The organism is Solwaraspora sp. WMMA2065 (assembly GCF_030345075.1).
Taxonomy (GTDB): Bacteria; Actinomycetota; Actinomycetes; order Mycobacteriales; family Micromonosporaceae; genus Micromonospora_E.
On the sequence record NZ_CP128361.1, the window covers coordinates 1,104,293 to 1,121,500 of the forward strand.

A 17,208-nucleotide genomic window follows, 5' to 3' on the forward strand; every position below is an offset into this window, starting at 1 on the left:
GACCACATCCGTAGAGACCCGCTGCCAGACGATCAACGGCCACGCCGCTACAACATCGCGCAACAGGTCGCCGGGCCCCGAGGTCGACCCAACAAACAGCTCAGACGGCTACATCGATGTACGCATCCTCGACCTCCAAACGGGTGGCGGACCGTTCGTACCGGCCCCCGCAGGGCAGGTCACAGTTGCCGGACACCGCAGCCCGGCGGTACGCCCGACCGGCAGCAGTTGAGGATGGGCGAATGGTTAGGCTCTGCACCCATGGCGCGCCACGAACTCAGGAAGTCAGCTGCGTCAAGTTCAGGTTTGCCGGCACCGTGGAAGCGGAACCAGACGTCGTCGTGACAACGGCTGCTGGTGACCGGGAAACCCTTGATCCCCGGTGCCGACGGAGGCGACGGCGATGAAGGTTCGGTCGGGGACTCGCGGTCGTTGACTGATCTGAGGTCCTCGTCGCCTAAGTCATGGCTCACGATCGGGAAGAGCTCGACGAACCCGAACCTCCCGCCGCCATAACGGACCATGAAGGCCTTGTGTAGCTCCGGGAGAATGACGTCCAGATGGGTCTCGACCTCGGAGATCTCCCTCTCGGTGACTGCCTACCCCTCGATGAGTGGGAAACCGTACTTGGCCAGCGAAGCGGCCGACTCCTGGCGCAGGGACTCGGCCAGCACGTCGAACCGCATGATGTCCATGCTGCTCAGCATATGTATCCGACGGCAGGTCGGCGGGGCGGGCGCACCGAATCGGCTGCACAGCTTGCCGCCCGGCTCTGCCGCCGACCAGCCTCTGGACGCAGACAGCGACAGAAGGGCGATGGAAGCTGCGAGTGAGTGGTCCCCGGCGCGGCCGAGCGATGGGTTCGAGGTGGTGTACGTTCCTCCCGCCCACGGGCGTGCAAGAACGTTGGAGTGGGGCAGGTGGCGGTGCGGTAGGTGCCCGCAGCGCGAGGAACGGCCTGGCCTGCGGCACGGTATGGTCCTACAGCATGTATCCGGACAATCGGCGCGTCGCGCTCGTCGCGGTGCTCGGCGGCTTCCTGCTGGGCTTCGTCGATTTCGTATGGATCAAGTTCATGCCCTGGTGGCCCCTTGCCGACCTGGGCAACTCGTCTGCGGTGTGGGCGGTCGCCGCGTTCTTCTTCGGGTACTGGGTCCGTACCGAATGGCTGCGGGCCGCTGCCGGTGCCGCCGCCGGACTGGTGATCGCCGTACCCGCCTACTACGTGGCGGCGGCGCTGGTCCAGGGCGACGACTGGTCGCTGCTGTGGGCGCCTACCTCTCTGCTCTGGATGGCCTTCGGGGTCCTCGCCGGAGTGGTCTTCGGCGTCGGCGGCATCTGGGCACGTGGCTCAGGCTGGCGGCAGACCATCGGTACGGCCCTGCCGGGCGCGGTGTGCTTCACCGAGGCGGCGTTGGAGGCGGCCCGAATCGGCGATCCGAGCTACGGCAGCGAGCGGATCCCGCATGTCGTGGTCCGAGCGGTGCTCGGCGTACTGGTGATCGTCCTGGCCGGTGGGACTACCCGTAACCGGCTCCTCAGCCTCGCCACGGCGCTGCCGTTGGCGCTGCTCGGCCTCGGAGCGTTCCTGGCGGCCGGCTTCCGCTGAACCAAAGGAACCTTCCCGTGCTTCGCCCGGAACCAGCATGCCTCTATCGCCGACTATCTATCTGCTGACGTTGGTGACGGAGGGACGTAGATGAAGCGACGGGCGATGTTGACGGGTGGGGCGGCGGTGGGCGTCGGAGCGCTGACCGGCGGACCGGTCGCGGCTGCGGCTGCGGCCGCGCCGCCGCGTGACACCAACAGACCCTTGCGGGTACGGATCGTAATGTTCGACGGTGTCGAGGAGCAGGACTTCATCGCCCCAAAGGAAGTGTTCTCGCTGGCCGGCTGGTACAGCGAACGGGAGATCGACGTCAACTACATGGTGCACGGTCGGCCACGCCTGGTCACCGCAGCGTTCGGCACCGAGGTACGGGTCAAGCATGGTTGGCAGCCCGAGACGGCCGACGTGATCATCGTTCCCGGTGGTGGTCGACCCGGCGAGCCCGGCATCTGGGCGGAGATCGAAAACGGGGCGCTGCCCAGCGCGCTGGCGGCGGCTCCCCGGCCGAGGCTCATCATGTCGTCGTTGTGCACCGGCGCGGTGCTCCTCGCCGTGGCCGGCCTGGTCGACGGCCGCCCCTGCACCACGCACACCGTCGCGAAGCAGCAGCTGACCTCGCGCGGCGGCATCGTCAAGAACGCCCGCGTGGTCGACGACGGCGACCTCGTCACCGCCGCCGGAATCACTTCCGGCCTGGACCTGGGGCTGCACCTGGTGAAGCGCCTGCTGGGTGCGGACGTCGCCATCCGGGTAGAGGAAGCCCTCGAATACCAGGCACGAGGCACCGTCTGGACCGATCCAGTCCGAACCTAGCCACAGCCATCGCTCGGCCGGCCGGGTGTCTACTCGTCGAGCAGTGCGGCCGTGTCGAGCGTGAACCGAAACGGTTGATCGGTGGTCAGCACGTCGCCCTTGGTCGCGGTCACGTGCTCGACGTAGTGCTCGTTGTCAAGCCGGAAGAGCCGGAGTGTCACTGCTGACGGACCCGGCAACTCGGGCTCAACCAGCAGATACCACGAGATTCGGGCGGCGGCGTACAACTGCATCTTGAGCAGTCGATCGGTGGCGGCGTTGCTCGGAGACGTGATCTCGCAGATCAGCACGACCTCGGTCGCATCGGTAACGGATCCTTCGCTGCTGGTGTCGGCGACGACAAGGTCTGGGATCACGATCCGATCGGTACGCAATCTGACGTTGATCGCCTCGTACGCCTTGAGACCGGCAGACCGGGCCGCCGGATACAGCGCGGACATCAGCAGGAACGAGAGCTGTCGATGACGCTTGCTCGGTGCCGGACTGATCCACAGACGACCGTCGACCAGCTCGGTCCGGTCAGGTGTCTGGCCCAGTGCGAAGTACTTCGCTTCGTCCCAGGTTCGGTTGAGATCAAGGACGTTCACGCGTCACCAGTGTCAGAAGGAGGACGAGCGTCCCCCACCCCAGGGATAGGGGTGGGGGACAGGGCGATCGGCGGTGGTCAGTGGGGGAGGGTGCCGGTCTGTAGGGCGGTGGTGAAGGTGCCCCACTGCCGGGTGGTGAAGGTCAGGGTGGGGCCGGTGCGGTCCTTGCTGTCGCGTACCTCGGCCTGTCCGGCGTGCCGACGGGCTTCGACGCACGCTCCGCCGTTGCCGGCGCTGCGGCTGGAGGTGAACCAGGGGGTGTCAGGCTTCATCGCAGATGCTCCTCGATCGGGACCGACTGCCCGCGGATCAGCCGGAAAATTCGACGGTACTCCGCCAACTCCTCTGGACGCTCCAGGTAACGAGCACCCATATGAGACTCGACGTAGGCGATGTCCGGGTCGTCCGGGTCGGCGAAGTCGAGCAAGATGAACTGGCCGGAGAACGCAGGGTGAGCGCCGACGGACCAGGGCAGGACGCGGACCTCCACCCGTACCCGTCGGCCCAGGCTGGCCAGGTGGGCGCGCTGTTCGGCCATCACCGCAGGGCCGCCGACCTCGCGGACGAGCGCACCGGCCCCGAGAATCGCGACGATCCGGGCCGGCTGCTCGCGGTCGTAGTAGGAAATCTGCCGGTCCAGCCGCAGCGATACCAGCCGCTCGATCTTTTCCTGCGGCGCATCCGGATAGGTGGCGCGGAACACCGCGCGCATGTAATCCGGCGTCTGCAGCAGACCGTGGATCACCTCGGGGTCATAGACCCCGATCTCGGTGGCGGCGGCTTCGAGGCCGACGTACAGGCGGAACCAGTCCGGTACGGCGTCGCCGTGCGACTCCCACCAGCCGTGCTCGTCGCTTGCCCCGGCGAGCCGGGTCAACGCGTCCGTCGTCTCCGGGTCGGCACCGTAGAACCAGCAGAGACCGCGAACGGTGTTCATCTTGACCGGGAACTTACCGTTCTCGATGCGCCACAACGTCGTACGCGAACAGACCTTCGCCCGCTCCACCTCCTGCTCGGTGCGGGACGACTCCTCCCGCAGTCGGCGCAGCCGTCGCCCCAGCTGACGGCGCACCACAGTCGGTCCGGTGACCGGCATCGCTTCACCTTCCTCTCATCCGACACACCCACCACCCGCGCCAATGTTTCAGAAAGCAACCGCTGGCCGGGCTGGTCGCCGAAATCGCCACATCACAGTGGAGACAAGCCAGCGTCCACGATTGAGTCTGCCGTACGCCGGCTGGAAATGTGGTCCGCCACAAGGGTGAATTCACGAAATCCGGTATCTCGTGACGGAGGTTTGCGAACATGAGTGAGCGCACCGCCAGCGGTGGACACGTACCGCCGACCGGCATGTCCCGCGTCGACCGCGCGGGTCGGTCCGAGTTTTCCCTCGACGGGCTGTTGACCTGTGCCGGCTGCGACCGTCGGCTGGTCTGCCTGCAGACGTTGAGCGGCCGGGCGTACGGCGCACCGTGCGGCTGCCGGCCCGGCCCGGTCAACGCCGAGAAGCTCGAACGCCTCGTGCTCGACGCCGTCGTCGCGCACGGACGCGGCATGCTGATCCAGATCGAGGACGCCGCCGACCCGGGCAGCCTGATGCGCCGATTCCTGGCCGAGGTCCACGTCGGCAACACCATCGACGAGTTGGAATTCAGCTGGATCTACTGACCTGTACTGACCGGTGTGCTCATCAGAGCCAGCGGGGCGCGGGGACCGGTGCGGGCGTCACGTGGGTCAGGGCCGGCGGTGGACGGCGAGGAACGTGACTGCGGTGAGTACGGCCGCCGCGCCCAGGTAGACGCCGGACTCGGCGACCTGCAACTGCCAGTACGTCCACGAGCTGGCCTCGCGCACCACGCGTGCACCGCCCAGTTGGACGATGCCCAGCACCGGCACGCTGAGCGCCATCGCGACGTGCGTGTTGCGGGTCACCGCGCCCAACGCCGCGCCGAGGGTGAGCGCGAACAGCACCCGGGCGAGCGGGATCAGATCGTGCGACTCGTAGGCGAACCAGCGCATCGGGTCGCCGTCGGTCGTCGGCAACCCCCAGGTGACGGCGGCGGTCACCACGGCGGCGGCGGTCAGCGACCCGGCCGCCGCGACCGCCAGCCGAGCCGCCAGCCAGTGGCCGCGCGGCCGGCTCCGCGTCCAGGCCAGCCGGTGGGTGCCCTGCTCCAGGTCGCGGGCCACCAGCGGCACGCCCCAGAACATGCAGACCCCGATGGTCAGGTAGCCGGCGAACAGCTGGGTGATGGTGACGAACTCGGCGTCGACGTGGGCGGCCGCCGTCAACCCGCCGTAAAGGCAGATCAGGATCGCAGCGGCGATGAACGGGAACCGCTGCTGACGCCAGGCGAGCCAGATCATCGGACGTCCTTCCCCGCCGGTTGACCGGCCGCGACGAGGGTGGGCGCGGGCAGGCAGACGGCGTCCGGGTTGCGCAGGTACGCCAGCACCAGCTCCTCCAGGCCGGGCACCTGCCCGTCGTCGTGGCTGGCCGGCTGCCCGCGTACCGTCGCCGGCTCTCCGCGTACCACTGTCGACGCCTGCCGGACCAGCGCGGTGGTCTGCCGGGCCGTGACGCTCAGGTGTACGGGCGGATGGTCCGCCGCCCGCAGCCGCTGCGCCAGCTCGGCCGGCCCGGTCAGCACCCGGTGCGCCTCGGTCAGCTCGTCGAATCCGCCGGCCACCTGCAGCCGGCCACGGTTGAGCAGCAGCAGGTAGTCGCAGGTGTCGACCAGGTCGGCCAGGATGTGCGAGGAGAGCACCACGGTGGCGCCGGTGTCGGCGACGGCGGCCATCAGCGCACCCATCACCTCGGTACGAGCCAACGGGTCCAGGTCGGCGAGCGGCTCGTCGAGCAGCAGCAGTTCGGCGCGTTTGCCCAGGGCGAGGGTCAACGCGACCAGGGTGCGCTGCCCACCGGAGAGGGTACGGATCCGTTGCCGCAGCGGGATGCCGTAGTCGTCGAGCCGGGCCAGCGCCCCGCCGGTGTCGAAGGCCGGGTTGGCGGCCTGGCCGAAGTGGAGCATCTCCGCGACGGTGAACCCGGCGAACAGGGGTTTGTCCTGGGCGACGAACGCGACCCGGGCCAGGTCGTGGCCGTGCCCGGTGAGTGGCCGCCCGCCGACCCGGACCTGCCCGGCGCTGGGGGTGAGCAGGCCGACCGCCAGGTGCAGCAGGGTGGTCTTGCCGGCACCGTTCGGGCCGACGAGCGCGGTGACCGTGCCGGCCGGTACGGCGAGCGTGCAGTCGCGCAGCGCCCAGCTGCGGCCGTACCGTTTGCCCAGGCCGGTGGTCTGCAACGTGGTCATCCGGTCCGCTCCGGCCGGTTGTCCGCCGCTCGGGGCGAGGCGTTCTCGGCCAGTTCGGCCGCGAGGATGGCGCGCAGGTCGTCGTCGTCCAGGCCCGCGGCGCGGGCGGTGGCGACCCAGGCCGCGAGCTGGGTGCGGATCGCCGGGTCCCAGGCCGCGCGGCGGGCCGACAGCGACGCCAGTATGAAGGTGCCGACGCCGGGCCGGGACTGCACCACGCCGTCGCGTTCCAGTTCGCGGTACGCCTTGTGCACCGTGTTCTGGTTGATCCCGAGTGCGGCGACGACCTCCCGGGCGGTCGGCAGCCGGTCGCCCTCCTGCAGCCAGCCGAGCCGCACCGCCTGGCGTACCTGCTGCACCAACTGCAGGTACGGGGTGACGCCGGACCGGCGGTCCAGCCTGAACTCGATCACGCCGACTCCTATTCTGCTAGGCCGCTAGCAGAATAGCACTATGCCTGGTCGGGGGTCGGGCGCGCCAGGGATCGTGAGCGGCTACCAGACCGGGAACAGGTCGGGCCCGCCGCCCTTGGCGGAGCGGACCAGCGGGGTGGTGAAGTCGGGTACGTACAGGAAGCAGCGGACCCGCAGGTCGCCTGCCCACACCGAAGGGTTCCCCGTCCGGAACCAGAACGTGGCCACCCGGTAGGGCAGGTCCTCGTCGACCGGCAGGTCCGCGTAGTCGGCGATCATCAGCAGGCAGCGCTCCTGAATCGCCTCGTCCCCGGGCCAGCTGCCGGGCAGGGTGCCGCCGTCGAAGACGCCGACGAACTCGCCGTGGTGCGGCCGGGCGCAGTCGACCGGCTCCAGCGCTTCGAGGTGGTCGTCGCCCCACCGCACGTCGTGGCAGCCCAGCCGCAGCGCGCCACCGTCGGCCAGCGTGCCGCGCAGACTTCCGGTCCGGGGCAGCACCTTGTCCCGGAACACACTGCTGATCTCGGTGAGGTCGCAGCGGAACCAGCGGGCCCCGGCGCTCCAGGCCGCCTGCGGCGGCACCAGCACGGTCATGTCGAGCAGGCCGTGCTGCCAGATGTCGCCGAGGAACTCGGCGGCCCGGGCATCGCACTCGACGCGGGCCGTCTCGCGGGCCGGGACATTGCCCACCGGGGCGGTCGTCCGTTGCGCGTCGGCACCGGTGAAGGTGCCGACGTGGACTGTCTCGACCAGGTGCAGTTCGTCGCAGTCGACCGGACGGTAGTACCTGCCGCTGCCCGAGGCAGCCTCGGCGCGGTGGCAGGTGCCGGCCTGCGGGACGAAGGTGGTCGGCTCGTCGAACCCGGCCCAACCGTCGGTGAGGGTGCCGTCGGTCCCCGGCGGCGGTGCCGCACAGCCGGCCGTAACGGCCAGCGACGCGGCGGCCAGCAGCGCGACCATCCTGGTCCGTAGCGGCTGCAAGATCATGAGAATTTGCCGATTCACTGGTACTGGATGGGCAGGGCGCTGGTGCCGCCGGCGCGCACCGAGCCGGTCAACAGCGGGTCGGCCCGCCAGGCGAAGCAGCGGATCGCCCTGTCGCCCTCCGCCCAGTCCAGGACGTCGGAGTAGGTGTAGATGGTGCCCACCCGGTACTGCAGGTCGCCGTTGTTCGGCACCTTCGCGTAGTCGGCCACCACCTTGCGGCACCGGGTGTGAACCCGATCGTCGTTCAACTCCACCTCGTCGTACCCCAGTTTGTCCTCCACGTACGTGCCGGCGAACTCGGCCTGGTGCGGGGTGTCGCAGTCCAGCGGCTCGGTCAGCGGCTCGTCGTCGACACCGACCGCCGCCGAGTCGTAGCACGTCAGAAGCAGCGGATGGCCGGGAGCGTGCAGCGCACCCTTGATGGTGCCGTACCAGTCGACCAGTGGGCCGCCAGGACTGTCCACGACCCCTACGTCGCAGCCGAACCAGCGGGCCCCGCCGGTCCAGGCGGCGTCGGACGGCGACACGACCGTCATCTGCAGCCGGGCGGTTTGCCAGGGACCGCCAAGGAACTCGTTCACCCTTCGGTCACACTCGGCCCGGGCGGCCCGCCGGGCCGGAATCAGACCGTCCGCCGCGCCGTCCTCGTCGAACGGCACCGCCGGCTCGTCGCCGAGCGTTCCGACGTGCACGGTCTCCACCAGGTGGTACCGGACGCAGCCAACTGGTCGATAGCTCTCCCAGTCAATGAAGCGCCGACTAGCGTTATGGCAGCTGCCGGCCTCGGGTGCGAAGTGGACGGGTTCGTCGAACGCGGCCCAGCCGTTGACCAGATCCCCGTCCACGCCCGGCGACAGCGGCACACAGCCGGCCATCGTGGTCAGTGACGCGGCGGTCAGCAGCGCTGCCAGCCTCGCCCGGACACCCCACCGTCGCGCCATGATCCTGCCGCCTCCCCGTTGTCCACTCAAGCCGACGAGGCTACGACACCGGGTCGACCGCCGACCGGCCGGGCCCCGGAGCACTGTCTAGCACGGTCAGTGGTCCCGATGGGTGGCCAGGTCGGCGAGCTGGGCGAGCGCCGTACCCGCGCCGGCTTCGGGCCGGGCCGTCGCCAGCCGGTCGAGCGCCGCCGCCCGGTGCCGGTCCGCCTCCCGCCTCGCCCAGTCCCGGCCGCCGGCCTGCTCGACGAGCAGCGCGGCCCGGGCCACCTGCCCGTCGGTGAACCCGCCCGGTATCGCGTACAGCAGGGTCAGCTCGGCGCCGGCCGGCGTGCCGCTGCCCATCGCGAACACCACCGGCAGCGACTTCTTGCGCTGCCGCAGGTCGGCGCCGACCGGTTTGCGGGTCACCGCCGGGTCGCCCCAGATGCCAAGCAGATCGTCGACCAGCTGGAACGCCATCCCCAGGTGGTGGCCGTACCCCTTCAGCCCGTCGATCCGGTCCGGGGCGGCGCCGCCGCTGATCGCGCCGACCGCGCAGGCGGCGCCAATCAGCGACGCCGTCTTGCCGGCCGCCATCGCCAGGCAGGCGTCCAACCCCACGGCGGTACGTGACTCGAACGCCACGTCGGCGCTCTGCCCGGCCACCAGATCCAGCAGCACCTGGCACAGCTCGGCGGCGGCTGGGGCGGCCTGCCCGCGTACCGTGTCGAAGGCCAGCGCGAGCAGCGCGTCACCGGCCAGGATGGCCTGCGCGTCGCCGAACGCGGCCCCGGCGGTGGGCCGGCCACGCCGGGTCCGGTCGCCGTCCATCACGTCGTCGTGCAGCAGGGTGAAGTTGTGCACCAGCTCCACCGCGACCGCCGCCGGCACCGCCCGGTCCGCCGGGGCACCGACCGCCTCGGCGCAGGCCAGTGCCAGGCCGCCGCGCAGCCCCTTGCCCCAGCCGGCTTCGGCCGGGCTGCCGTCGGCGGCGTACCAGCCGAAGTGGTAGCCGGCGACGGTGTGGATCGGGTCGGCGAGCCGGTCGACGGCGCGGCGCAGCTGCGGCTCGATCAACGTCCGCGCCGCCGCCAGTCGCGCCCAGGCGTCGCGTTGTGCGGTGGTCGTGGCGGTCAACCCTGGCTCCCGAGCAACGTGGCCTCCAGATACTCCTGTGGCGCCGGTTCGGTGGTCGCCGGCGTCGGCTGGTAGCGCTTTGTCCGGCTGGACCAGTCGACGTTGCCGCGCATCCAGCTGCGCATCCCGGCCAGGTACGGCTCCAGCACCGCCGGCCGGCCGGGGAAGGTCCGCCGCAGCTGCGCCTCCGCCGCCAGGTACAGGTCGGTCTCGGCGTCGATCGCCCGGGTCACCCGGTCGACCGCCGCGTCGCGGTCTAGCCCATGGTGGTAGCCGACGATGTACGCCAGGTTGTGTACCTCGCCGAGGGCGCGTTCCTTGTCCAGCGAGTAGATGTCGTTGGTCCAGCAGACCACGTTGCAGGCGGCGTCGAGCGCGGTGCGAAACGGCGCGCTGTCGTACACCTCGTCGGGCATGTCGATTCGTTCGACGACGTCGATGAAGTCCATGCAGACGTAGATCGCCCCGGTGTGCCGGCGTTTCTCGATGTAGGTGGCCTCGTCCGGCACGGTGCCGGACAGCCGGTTGCCGGCCTCCCAGGTGGCGGCGGTGGTCAGGCACTGCTCCAGGTGCCGTACGAACAGTTGCCGCCAGCGGGCGGTGGCGTCCGGCGCGGTACGCCGCCACAGGTCGGCCAGCGACGACACCGCCCGGGGCAGGTCCCGGCGCCGCGCGTCGGCGGCGCCGAAGTCGTCGGCGGACAGCACCCGCCGCATCGCGGCCATCACCTCGGCGAGGTGCTGCGGGCTGCGTCCGTCGGCACCGTCGTCCAACTGGTCGTCGACCAGGAACAGCCAGGCGAACCAGTCGGCCATCAGCTCGGCATGCGCCGCGTCGGCGGTCGGGTAGACCATCGACGCGAACCAGCCGAAGTCGGCGTGGTCGAATCGGGCGCGGGCCTGCTCACGCAGCACCAGTCCGGTATCGCGTACCCAACTGGTCAGGTGCGCGCGGGCCTGTTCGACGTGCGGGTTGAGCTGGTAGGGGAAGCGGTCGAGGGTCTGCTGGACCGGGTCGAGGCTCAGGTGGCTGGCCGTGTCGTCCGTGAAGGTCACCGGTACTCCAGGTTGAGGTGGACCCCGCCCTTGGGGTGCAGGGTGATCAGCGCCTCCGGCCGCACCTCGGGTGCGTCCGGTGGCAGTACGAGCCGGTGCCGACGGGCCACCGAGGCCAGCACCAGGACCAGCTCGGACAGCGCGAAGTGTTTGCCGATGCAGATCCGGTGGCCGCTGCCGAACGGCACGTAGACGTGCTTCGGGCGCCGCGCCACCTGCTCCGGGGTGAACCGCTCCGGGTCGAAGCGTTCCGGGTCGTCCCAGAAGTCGGGGTGCCGGTGCAGCAGGCAGCTGTTGATCAGCATGTTGGTGCCGGCCGGCACCCGGTAACCGTCGATCACGTCGGCCGAGCTGGCCCGGCGCATGAACTGGTACGCCGGTGAGTAGATGCGCAGCGTCTCGTCGGCGACCATCCGGGTGTACGGCAGCCGGGGCAGGTCCTCGAAGGTCGGCGTCCGGCCGGCGAGCACCGAGTCGACCTCGGCGTGCAGCTTCGCCTCCACCCTTGGGTGCCGGGCGAGCAGGTAGAACGCCCAGGACAGGGTGTTCGTGGTGGTCTCGTAGGCGCCGATGCAGATGTTGAGCACCTCGTGGTGCAGCTGTTCCAGGTCCATCCGCTGGCCGTCGGTCTCGTCGACGGTGTGCAGCAGCAGGGTGAGCAGGTCGGTCTCCTCGCCGGTGGGCACCTCCTCGTGCAGCCGGCGGTTGATGAACGTTGACACGAAGGTGTCCATGTCGGCGATCGCGGCCCGCAGCCGGCGGTGCCGGGGGGTCGGCACGCTCAGCGGCGGGAACGGGAATCGGAAGAACGCGCCGAGGATCGCGTTGGCCTCGCCGAATGCCCGTTCGAAGGCCTGCGCGATGTCGCCGACCTGCGCGCTGAACAGCGACCGGTTGACGATTCGTAGGGCGAGTTGGCCGATCTCGTCGGTGACGTCGAGGGTGCCGCCCCGGCCGTAATTCTGCTCCCACCGGACGAGCATTTGTTCGGCTTCGTCGGTCATGTTTCGGGTGAAAGAGCTGACCGTACGGGGTGTGAAGTGCGGTGCCATCATCCGCCGTTGCCGTCGCCACAGATCCATGTCCGGGTTGGCGATGAGCCCTTTGCGCAGCACCGGCCGGACGACCTTGAACAGGACGGCGTTCTTGTCGTACTTCTCGCCCTCGTCGACCAGCACATGCCGGATGTAGTCGGGATGGTTGACCAGCACCATTGGGATACCCAGGGGCCGGAACCGGAAAATGTCGCCGTAGCGGTCGACGCCCCGGCCGAGGAAGGCGAGCTGGTCGCGTTTGAAGGCCAAGGTGCCGCCGACGCCGCTGCCCGGCGTGACGGTGGGTATCTCCCGGGTGCCGCCCGGGGCTCGGCTGCGTACCTGCGGGGACATGCTCTTCTCACTTTCCACGGGTCGACGCGGTGGACCGGTCAGCGATGGTGCAGGTCAGCGACGGTGCAGTCGGAGCCACATGCCGCCCGCCGGGTGCAGCGTGACCAGCGGTGCGAAACCGACCGGCGGCGCGCCCTCGGGCAGGCTGACCGCGAACGTCTGGGCGAGCATCACGGTGATCAGGTGCAGCTCGGTACGGGCGAAGTGTTTGCCGATGCAGTGCCGCGGGCCGCTGCCGAACGGCTGGTAGACGTGCCGGGGCCGGGCGGCGACCGCTGCCGGGGTGAAGCGGTCGGGGTCGAAGCGGTCCGGGTCGGGCCAGAAGTCCGGGTACCGGTGCAGCAGGAGCAGGTTCATCAGCACCTCGGTGCCCTGCGGGATGCGGTAGCCGCCGACCACATCGTCGGTCGCCGCCCGCCGCATCGTCTGCCAGGCGGGGGTGAACAGCCGCAGCGTCTCGTCGATGACCATCCGGGTGTACGGCAGCCGGGGCAGGTCGTCGAAGGTCGGCACCCGCCCGTCGAGGGCGGTGTCGACCTCGTCGTGCACCCGTTGCTGCACCTGCGGGTGGCGGGCCAACTGGTAGTACACCCAGGAGATCGAGTTGCTGGTGGTCTCGTACCCGGCGATGATCATCGCCAGGATCTCGTTGGAGAGCTGGTCCGGGGTGAGCCTGGTGCCGGTGACCGGGTCCACCGCGTGCCGTAGCAGGCTGAACAGGTCCCGGTGGTCGCTGTCGCGCTCGTGCTGGCGGGTGTCGATCAGGTAGCGGACGAAGCCGTCCAGCTTCCGGGTCAGTGCACGGATCCGGTTGCGGGACGGGGTGCGCCAGCTCAGCGGCGGGAAGGGGAACCGGAGGAAGTCGCCGAGCCGGCGGTTGACTTCCAGGAAGTCGCGTTCGAACTGGTGGCTGCGCTCGTCGGGCTCGACGCCGAACAGCGACCGCAGGACGATCTTCAGCGCCAGGTCGGTGAGCGGTCCGACGACGTCGACCGGCGCACCGGAGGCAGCCTCCGGCGCCCATCGGTGGATCATGTCCGCGGTCAGGCCGGTCATGTTCGGGGCGAAGCGGGCGACGCTGGCGTGGTTGAACGTCGGCTGCATCAGCCGGCGGTTACGTTGCCAGGTCTCGTCGCCCCGGTTGCCGATCAGTCCTTCCCGGAGGATCGCCCGGACCGTACGCCAGAGAAAGCTTTCCTTGTCGTAGTTGGCGTGTTTGTCGACCAGGACATGGTGGATGTGCTCCGGGTTGGTCAGTACCACCATCGGTATACCACCGAGACGTATCCTGAAGATGTCACCGTGGTTACGGACCGCGTCCTGCAGGAATGCAAGCTGATCCCGGCGCATAGCCCGCATCCCGACGAGATTTTCCCGCAGGCTGAGCCGTGGAACTGGCCTGGATCTGCTGCGGGCAGCCGGATCTGCGTCGACGCGACGCGGGTCGGTCATGGCGGCCACCTTACCGAAGGTGCTGTCGTGGCTACAATCGGAAATTTTGCATTGCCGGTGGTGGATCTTGGAGCTATTCGAGCCACCACCGGCGCCGTTGCGTATGTCGGTAAATGGCAGTCAATAACGCATTCGCGCGGATTGTTGGGCCGGCGTACCCGCCTGCGACGCCCGGTCGCGGGCCCGGTGCCGACCGCCCCGCCGACCGCCCCGGCTACCCGCCCGCCGACCGCCGGGTCGGCCGTCCATCGGCGGGTCGGCCGTCGGGTCCGCCGTCGGGCGGGCGATCGTCGTGGCGGGTGTGGAACGCTTGCTCACGTTCGTAGACTGGCGCGGTGACCGCACCAGCGCCGCTCATCGCGCCCAGCATCCTGGCCGCCGACTTCTCCCGTCTGGCCGACGAGGCCCGCGCGGTCGAGGGGACGGCGGACTGGCTGCACGTCGACGTGATGGACAACCACTTCGTGCCGAACCTGACCATCGGGTTGCCGGTGGTGCAGAGCCTGCTGCCGGCCACCTCACTACCGTTCGACGTGCACCTGATGATCACCGACCCGCGCCGCTGGGCACCGGGCTACGCCGACGCCGGCGCGTACAACGTCACCTTCCACGCCGAGGCGTGCGACGACCCGGTGGCGCTGGCCAAGGAGCTGCGGTCGGCCGGGGCCAAGGCCGGCCTGGCGGTCGACCGGGACACCCCGGTGGAGGACTACCTGGAGCTGCTACCCAGCTTCGACACCCTGCTGGTCATGACGATCAAGGCCGGGTTCGGCGGCCAGCGGTTCATCCCCGAGATGCTGGAGAAGGTCCGCGCCGCCCGCCGGCACGCCGCCAGCGGCCATCTTGAGCTGCGGATTGAGGTCGACGGCGGGATCGCCGCGGACACCATCGAGCAGGCCGCCGCGGCCGGCGCGGACGCGTTCGTCGCCGGCACCGCCGTGTACGGCGCCGAGGACCCCGCCGAGGCGGTCCGCAGACTGCGGCAGATCGCCGAGCGGACCGCGCCACGGTGGTGAGCCCGGAAGGGGCCGAGTCCCGGCCGGACCTGATCCTTGTCGTCGACGACGATGTCGACATCGCCCGGTTCGTCGAGGTCAACCTGCGGTTGCACGGCTTCGACGTGATGCTCGCCCATGATGGTCAGGAGGCTCTGGAGATCATCGAACGGCACCGCCCGGACCTGGCCGTGGTCGATCTGATGATGCCCCGTATCGGCGGGTTGGACCTGACCCGGCGGCTGCGGGCCGACCCGATGACCGCCGCATTGCCGATCATCATGCTGACCGCCAAGGGGATGACCGTCGACAAGGTCGTCGGGCTGACCGCCGGCGCCGACGACTACCTGGTCAAGCCCTTCGACACCTCGGAGCTGATCGCCCGGGTCAGCTCCACGCTGCGGCGCAACCGCGAGTACCGCGAGGTGTCCCCGCTGACCGGGCTGCCTGGCAACACCCGGGTCAGCCGGGAGATCACCGACCGGGTCCGCAGCGGCGCCGACTACGCCGTCGGCTACGTCGACATCGACCGGTTCAAGAGCGTCAACGACGTGTACGGCTTCGCCCGCGGCGACGAGTTCATCTCCGCGTTGGCCCGCTGCATGCACCGGGCGGTGGTGTCGATCGGGTTGCCGCCGGCGTTCCTCGGCCACATCGGCGGCGACGACTTCGTGGTGGTCTGCGCGCCCGAACAGGTGCGGCCGATCATCGAGCAGGCGATCCTCGACTTCGAGAAGGCCGCCGACGAGCTGTACGACCCGTCCGACGCCCGGCGCGGCTACGTGGAGGTCAAGGACCGGCGCGGCAAACTGCAGAAGGCTGCCCTGGTCACCCTCTCGGTCGGGGTGGCGGTGTCGGCGGGCAGCCGCCGGTTCAGCGACCCCCGCGAGATCATTACGGTGGCCAACGAGATGAAGTCGGTTGCCAAGAGCCAACCCGGCTCGTACATCGCGGTCGACCGCCGGCTGTCCACCAACTGACCTGCCAGAACAGGCCGACGACCGACCTTCTGTCGGGTATCCGACAGCTGTGAGGTCGGTCGCGTCTCTGGCGATGATCCCCGTGCACTGTGTAACACTCGGAGAAGCACCCACCACGCGCTGGCGGGACTCGGTGAAATTCCGAACCGGCGGTGATCCACGGCGCGAGCCGTGGCCAGCCCGCGACCCGGTCGTAGTCGCAGACGACGCCCGGTGGATCCGGTGAGACTCCGGAGCCGACGGTTGGGCCAGACCGTGCCGACGTGGCACGGACCGGCCCAGACAGTCCGGATGGGAGACAGCGCGCGGAACGGACGCTCAGGTGTGGCGTGCCGACTGGCACCGCCGTACCCGTGCAGCGCCCCGGGGCCGGTCCGTCGTGGCCGGGCGCCGAGGCGTTCCGCCGCCGCCATGCTGTCGCCGGCCACCCCCACCGGGCCCGGCACCTCCCGCCCGCCGCGCACCCCGGCAGGCGAGGAGAAGAGAAACGGCCATGGCGATCCTCTCCGAAGACGAGGCGATGCGGCGCGCCATCGACCTCGCGGTCCGTGGCCTCGGCTCGGTCAGCCCCAACCCCATCGTCGGCTGCGTCCTGCTGGACACCGCCGGCCACGTCGTCGGCGAAGGCTTCCACGCCTACGCCGGCGGGGCGCACGCCGAGATCGCCGCCCTCGCCCAGGCCGGCGACCGGGCCCGTGGCGGCACCGCCGTCGTCACCCTCGAACCGTGCAACCACGTCGGACGCACCGGACCCTGCTCCACCGCCCTGGTCGACGCCGGGCTCGCCCGCGTCGTGCTGGCCGTACCCGACCCCAACCCGATCGCCGCCGGTGGCACCGAGACGCTGCGCGCCGCCGGCATCGACGTCGAGGTCGGGCTGCGCGCCGCCGAGGCCGAGAACGCCAACATCGCCTGGCTGACCGCCGTCCGTCGGCGCCGCCCCTACATCACCTGGAAGTACGCCGCCACGCTCGACGGCCGCTCCGCCGCCGCCGACGGCACCAGCATGTGGATCACCTCGGAGGCGGCCCGCGCCGACGTCCACACGCTGCGCGGCACCGCCGACGCGATCATCGCCGGCGTCGGCACCGTACTCGCCGACGACCCTCGGCTCACCGTCCGGACCCCGGGCACCGGCGGACCCGCCGTCCGGCAGCCGCTCCGGGTGATCGTGGACAGCTCCGGGCGTACCCCGGCCGACGCCCGGGTCCGGGACGCTGCCGCCGGCACCTGGATCGCCACCACCGCGGACGTCGGCGCCGACCACCGCGGCCGGGTCGACCTCACCGCCCTGCTGACCGCCCTCTACGACCGGGGCATCCGCTCCGCGCTGCTGGAAGGCGGCCCGGTGCTCGCCGGAGCGTTCCTGCGCGCCGGCCTGGTCGACCGGGTGGTCGGCTACCTCGCCCTGAGGCTGCTCGGCGCCGGCCCCGCCGCGCTCGGCGACGCCGGAGTGCACACCATCGCCGACGCCATCGACCTGACCATCGTCGACGTCACCCAGGTCGGCCCCGACCTGCGGATCACCGCCGTACCCCGGCAGAAAGAGGGCTGA

20 protein-coding genes and 1 riboswitch are annotated in these 17,208 nt (G+C 70.2%); of the genes, 6 read left to right on the forward strand and 14 right to left on the reverse strand.

Features of this window, described 5'->3' with window-relative positions:
* Positions 1 to 179: 179 nt before the first annotated feature.
* Positions 180 to 581, reverse strand: a complete 402-nt coding sequence (locus tag O7610_RS30555) for an SMI1/KNR4 family protein (RefSeq protein WP_353850370.1) — start codon at positions 579 to 581, stop codon at positions 180 to 182.
* 407 nt (positions 582 to 988) lie between these two features.
* Here O7610_RS30555 and O7610_RS05085 point away from each other — a divergent pair, with 407 nt between their 5' ends.
* Together O7610_RS05085 and O7610_RS05090 are read left to right on the forward strand one after the other, a co-directional pair.
* On the forward strand, positions 989 to 1,609 hold the full coding sequence (locus tag O7610_RS05085) for a DUF6518 family protein (protein ID WP_281554584.1): 621 nt from the start codon (positions 989 to 991) through the stop codon (positions 1,607 to 1,609).
* 90 nt (positions 1,610 to 1,699) lie between these two features.
* Entirely contained in the window at positions 1,700 to 2,422 is a 723-nt protein-coding gene (locus O7610_RS05090; protein WP_281554585.1) for a DJ-1/PfpI family protein, read from the forward strand.
* A 29-nt stretch (positions 2,423 to 2,451) separates the two neighbouring features.
* On the opposite strand, the gene O7610_RS05095 is transcribed toward O7610_RS05090, so the two are convergent.
* The 3 genes from O7610_RS05095 to O7610_RS05105 all read right to left on the reverse strand — a co-directional run bounded on the left by O7610_RS05095 (position 2,452) and on the right by O7610_RS05105 (position 4,105).
* A complete protein-coding gene (locus O7610_RS05095; protein WP_281554586.1) occupies positions 2,452 to 3,009 on the reverse strand; it encodes a Uma2 family endonuclease in 558 nt (185 codons plus the stop codon).
* Positions 3,010 to 3,086: 77 nt separating this feature from the next.
* Entirely contained in the window at positions 3,087 to 3,281 is a 195-nt protein-coding gene (locus tag O7610_RS05100; RefSeq protein WP_281554587.1) for a DUF397 domain-containing protein, read from the reverse strand.
* Positions 3,278 to 4,105 (reverse strand): DUF5753 domain-containing protein, encoded by an 828-nt coding sequence (locus O7610_RS05105; protein WP_281554588.1) that lies wholly within the window; start codon positions 4,103 to 4,105, stop codon positions 3,278 to 3,280. The genes O7610_RS05100 and O7610_RS05105 overlap by 4 nt, the downstream gene beginning before the upstream one ends.
* Before the next feature lie 209 nt (positions 4,106 to 4,314).
* Here O7610_RS05105 and O7610_RS05110 point away from each other — a divergent pair, with 209 nt between their 5' ends.
* Positions 4,315 to 4,677, forward strand: coding sequence for a hypothetical protein (locus O7610_RS05110; RefSeq protein WP_289212743.1), 363 nt, complete (start codon positions 4,315 to 4,317; stop codon positions 4,675 to 4,677).
* A 66-nt stretch (positions 4,678 to 4,743) separates the two neighbouring features.
* Here O7610_RS05110 and O7610_RS05115 read toward each other — a convergent pair whose 3' ends face one another.
* From O7610_RS05115 to O7610_RS05160, 10 genes are all read right to left on the reverse strand, one after another.
* Positions 4,744 to 5,376 (reverse strand): ABC-2 membrane transporter-related protein, encoded by a 633-nt coding sequence (locus tag O7610_RS05115; RefSeq protein ID WP_289212744.1) that lies wholly within the window; start codon positions 5,374 to 5,376, stop codon positions 4,744 to 4,746.
* Entirely contained in the window at positions 5,373 to 6,323 is a 951-nt protein-coding gene (locus tag O7610_RS05120; protein WP_281554591.1) for an ABC transporter ATP-binding protein, read from the reverse strand. Before O7610_RS05120 ends, O7610_RS05115 begins: the two co-directional genes overlap by 4 nt.
* Complete coding sequence (locus O7610_RS05125) at positions 6,320 to 6,736, reverse strand: GntR family transcriptional regulator (RefSeq protein ID WP_281554592.1); 417 nt, start codon at positions 6,734 to 6,736, stop codon at positions 6,320 to 6,322. The genes O7610_RS05120 and O7610_RS05125 overlap by 4 nt, the downstream gene beginning before the upstream one ends.
* A gap of 81 nt (positions 6,737 to 6,817) precedes the next feature.
* The gene (locus O7610_RS05130; RefSeq protein WP_281554593.1) at positions 6,818 to 7,723 is read right to left on the reverse strand and encodes a septum formation family protein; all 906 of its coding nucleotides are present in this window, start codon (positions 7,721 to 7,723) and stop codon (positions 6,818 to 6,820) included.
* A 14-nt stretch (positions 7,724 to 7,737) separates the two neighbouring features.
* Positions 7,738 to 8,664 (reverse strand): septum formation family protein, encoded by a 927-nt coding sequence (locus O7610_RS05135; protein ID WP_281554594.1) that lies wholly within the window; start codon positions 8,662 to 8,664, stop codon positions 7,738 to 7,740.
* Between the two features lie 96 nt (positions 8,665 to 8,760).
* A complete protein-coding gene (locus tag O7610_RS05140; RefSeq protein WP_281554595.1) occupies positions 8,761 to 9,783 on the reverse strand; it encodes a polyprenyl synthetase family protein in 1,023 nt (340 codons plus the stop codon).
* On the reverse strand, positions 9,780 to 10,838 hold the full coding sequence (locus O7610_RS05145; RefSeq protein ID WP_281554596.1) for a terpene synthase family protein: 1,059 nt from the start codon (positions 10,836 to 10,838) through the stop codon (positions 9,780 to 9,782). Before O7610_RS05145 ends, O7610_RS05140 begins: the two co-directional genes overlap by 4 nt.
* On the reverse strand, positions 10,835 to 12,226 hold the full coding sequence (locus tag O7610_RS05150; protein WP_289212745.1) for a cytochrome P450: 1,392 nt from the start codon (positions 12,224 to 12,226) through the stop codon (positions 10,835 to 10,837). Before O7610_RS05150 ends, O7610_RS05145 begins: the two co-directional genes overlap by 4 nt.
* 54 nt (positions 12,227 to 12,280) lie before the next feature.
* Positions 12,281 to 13,678 (reverse strand): cytochrome P450, encoded by a 1,398-nt coding sequence (locus tag O7610_RS05155; RefSeq protein WP_348651193.1) that lies wholly within the window; start codon positions 13,676 to 13,678, stop codon positions 12,281 to 12,283.
* A gap of 120 nt (positions 13,679 to 13,798) precedes the next feature.
* Positions 13,799 to 13,996: a hypothetical protein gene (locus tag O7610_RS05160; protein WP_281554597.1), complete on the reverse strand. Its 198-nt coding sequence runs from the start codon at positions 13,994 to 13,996 to the stop codon at positions 13,799 to 13,801.
* A 17-nt stretch (positions 13,997 to 14,013) separates the two neighbouring features.
* On the opposite strand from O7610_RS05160, the gene rpe reads away from it, so the two are divergent.
* The 3 genes from rpe (at position 14,014) to ribD (ending at position 17,208) form a co-directional block, all read left to right on the forward strand.
* Positions 14,014 to 14,694 (forward strand): ribulose-phosphate 3-epimerase, encoded by a 681-nt coding sequence (gene rpe / locus O7610_RS05165; RefSeq protein WP_281554598.1) that lies wholly within the window; start codon positions 14,014 to 14,016, stop codon positions 14,692 to 14,694.
* The gene (locus O7610_RS05170; protein ID WP_281554599.1) at positions 14,688 to 15,653 is read left to right on the forward strand and encodes a GGDEF domain-containing response regulator; all 966 of its coding nucleotides are present in this window, start codon (positions 14,688 to 14,690) and stop codon (positions 15,651 to 15,653) included. Before rpe ends, O7610_RS05170 begins: the two co-directional genes overlap by 7 nt.
* Before the next feature lie 115 nt (positions 15,654 to 15,768).
* Positions 15,769 to 15,960: riboswitch (FMN riboswitch) on the forward strand.
* Between the two features lie 186 nt (positions 15,961 to 16,146).
* A complete protein-coding gene (gene ribD / locus O7610_RS05175) occupies positions 16,147 to 17,208 on the forward strand; it encodes a bifunctional diaminohydroxyphosphoribosylaminopyrimidine deaminase/5-amino-6-(5-phosphoribosylamino)uracil reductase RibD (RefSeq protein ID WP_281554600.1) in 1,062 nt (353 codons plus the stop codon).

Bases quoted from the DNA above. Each gene is read 5' to 3' on its own strand.
- O7610_RS05085 (WP_281554584.1), top strand. From the start codon at position 989: ATGTATCCGGACAATCGGCGCGTCGCGCTCGTCGCGGTGCTCGGCGGC.
- O7610_RS05090 (WP_281554585.1), top strand. From the start codon at position 1,700: ATGAAGCGACGGGCGATGTTGACGGGTGGGGCGGCGGTGGGCGTCGGA.
- O7610_RS05100 (WP_281554587.1), bottom strand. From the start codon at position 3,281: ATGAAGCCTGACACCCCCTGGTTCACCTCCAGCCGCAGCGCCGGCAAC.
- O7610_RS05105 (WP_281554588.1), bottom strand. From the start codon at position 4,105: ATGCCGGTCACCGGACCGACTGTGGTGCGCCGTCAGCTGGGGCGACGG.
- O7610_RS05110 (WP_289212743.1), top strand. From the start codon at position 4,315: ATGAGTGAGCGCACCGCCAGCGGTGGACACGTACCGCCGACCGGCATG.
- O7610_RS05115 (WP_289212744.1), bottom strand. From the start codon at position 5,376: ATGATCTGGCTCGCCTGGCGTCAGCAGCGGTTCCCGTTCATCGCCGCT.
- O7610_RS05120 (WP_281554591.1), bottom strand. From the start codon at position 6,323: ATGACCACGTTGCAGACCACCGGCCTGGGCAAACGGTACGGCCGCAGC.
- O7610_RS05130 (WP_281554593.1), bottom strand. From the start codon at position 7,723: ATGATCTTGCAGCCGCTACGGACCAGGATGGTCGCGCTGCTGGCCGCC.
- O7610_RS05135 (WP_281554594.1), bottom strand. From the start codon at position 8,664: ATGGCGCGACGGTGGGGTGTCCGGGCGAGGCTGGCAGCGCTGCTGACC.
- O7610_RS05150 (WP_289212745.1), bottom strand. From the start codon at position 12,226: ATGTCCCCGCAGGTACGCAGCCGAGCCCCGGGCGGCACCCGGGAGATA.
- O7610_RS05155 (WP_348651193.1), bottom strand. From the start codon at position 13,678: ATGACCGACCCGCGTCGCGTCGACGCAGATCCGGCTGCCCGCAGCAGA.
- ribD (WP_281554600.1), top strand. From the start codon at position 16,147: ATGGCGATCCTCTCCGAAGACGAGGCGATGCGGCGCGCCATCGACCTC.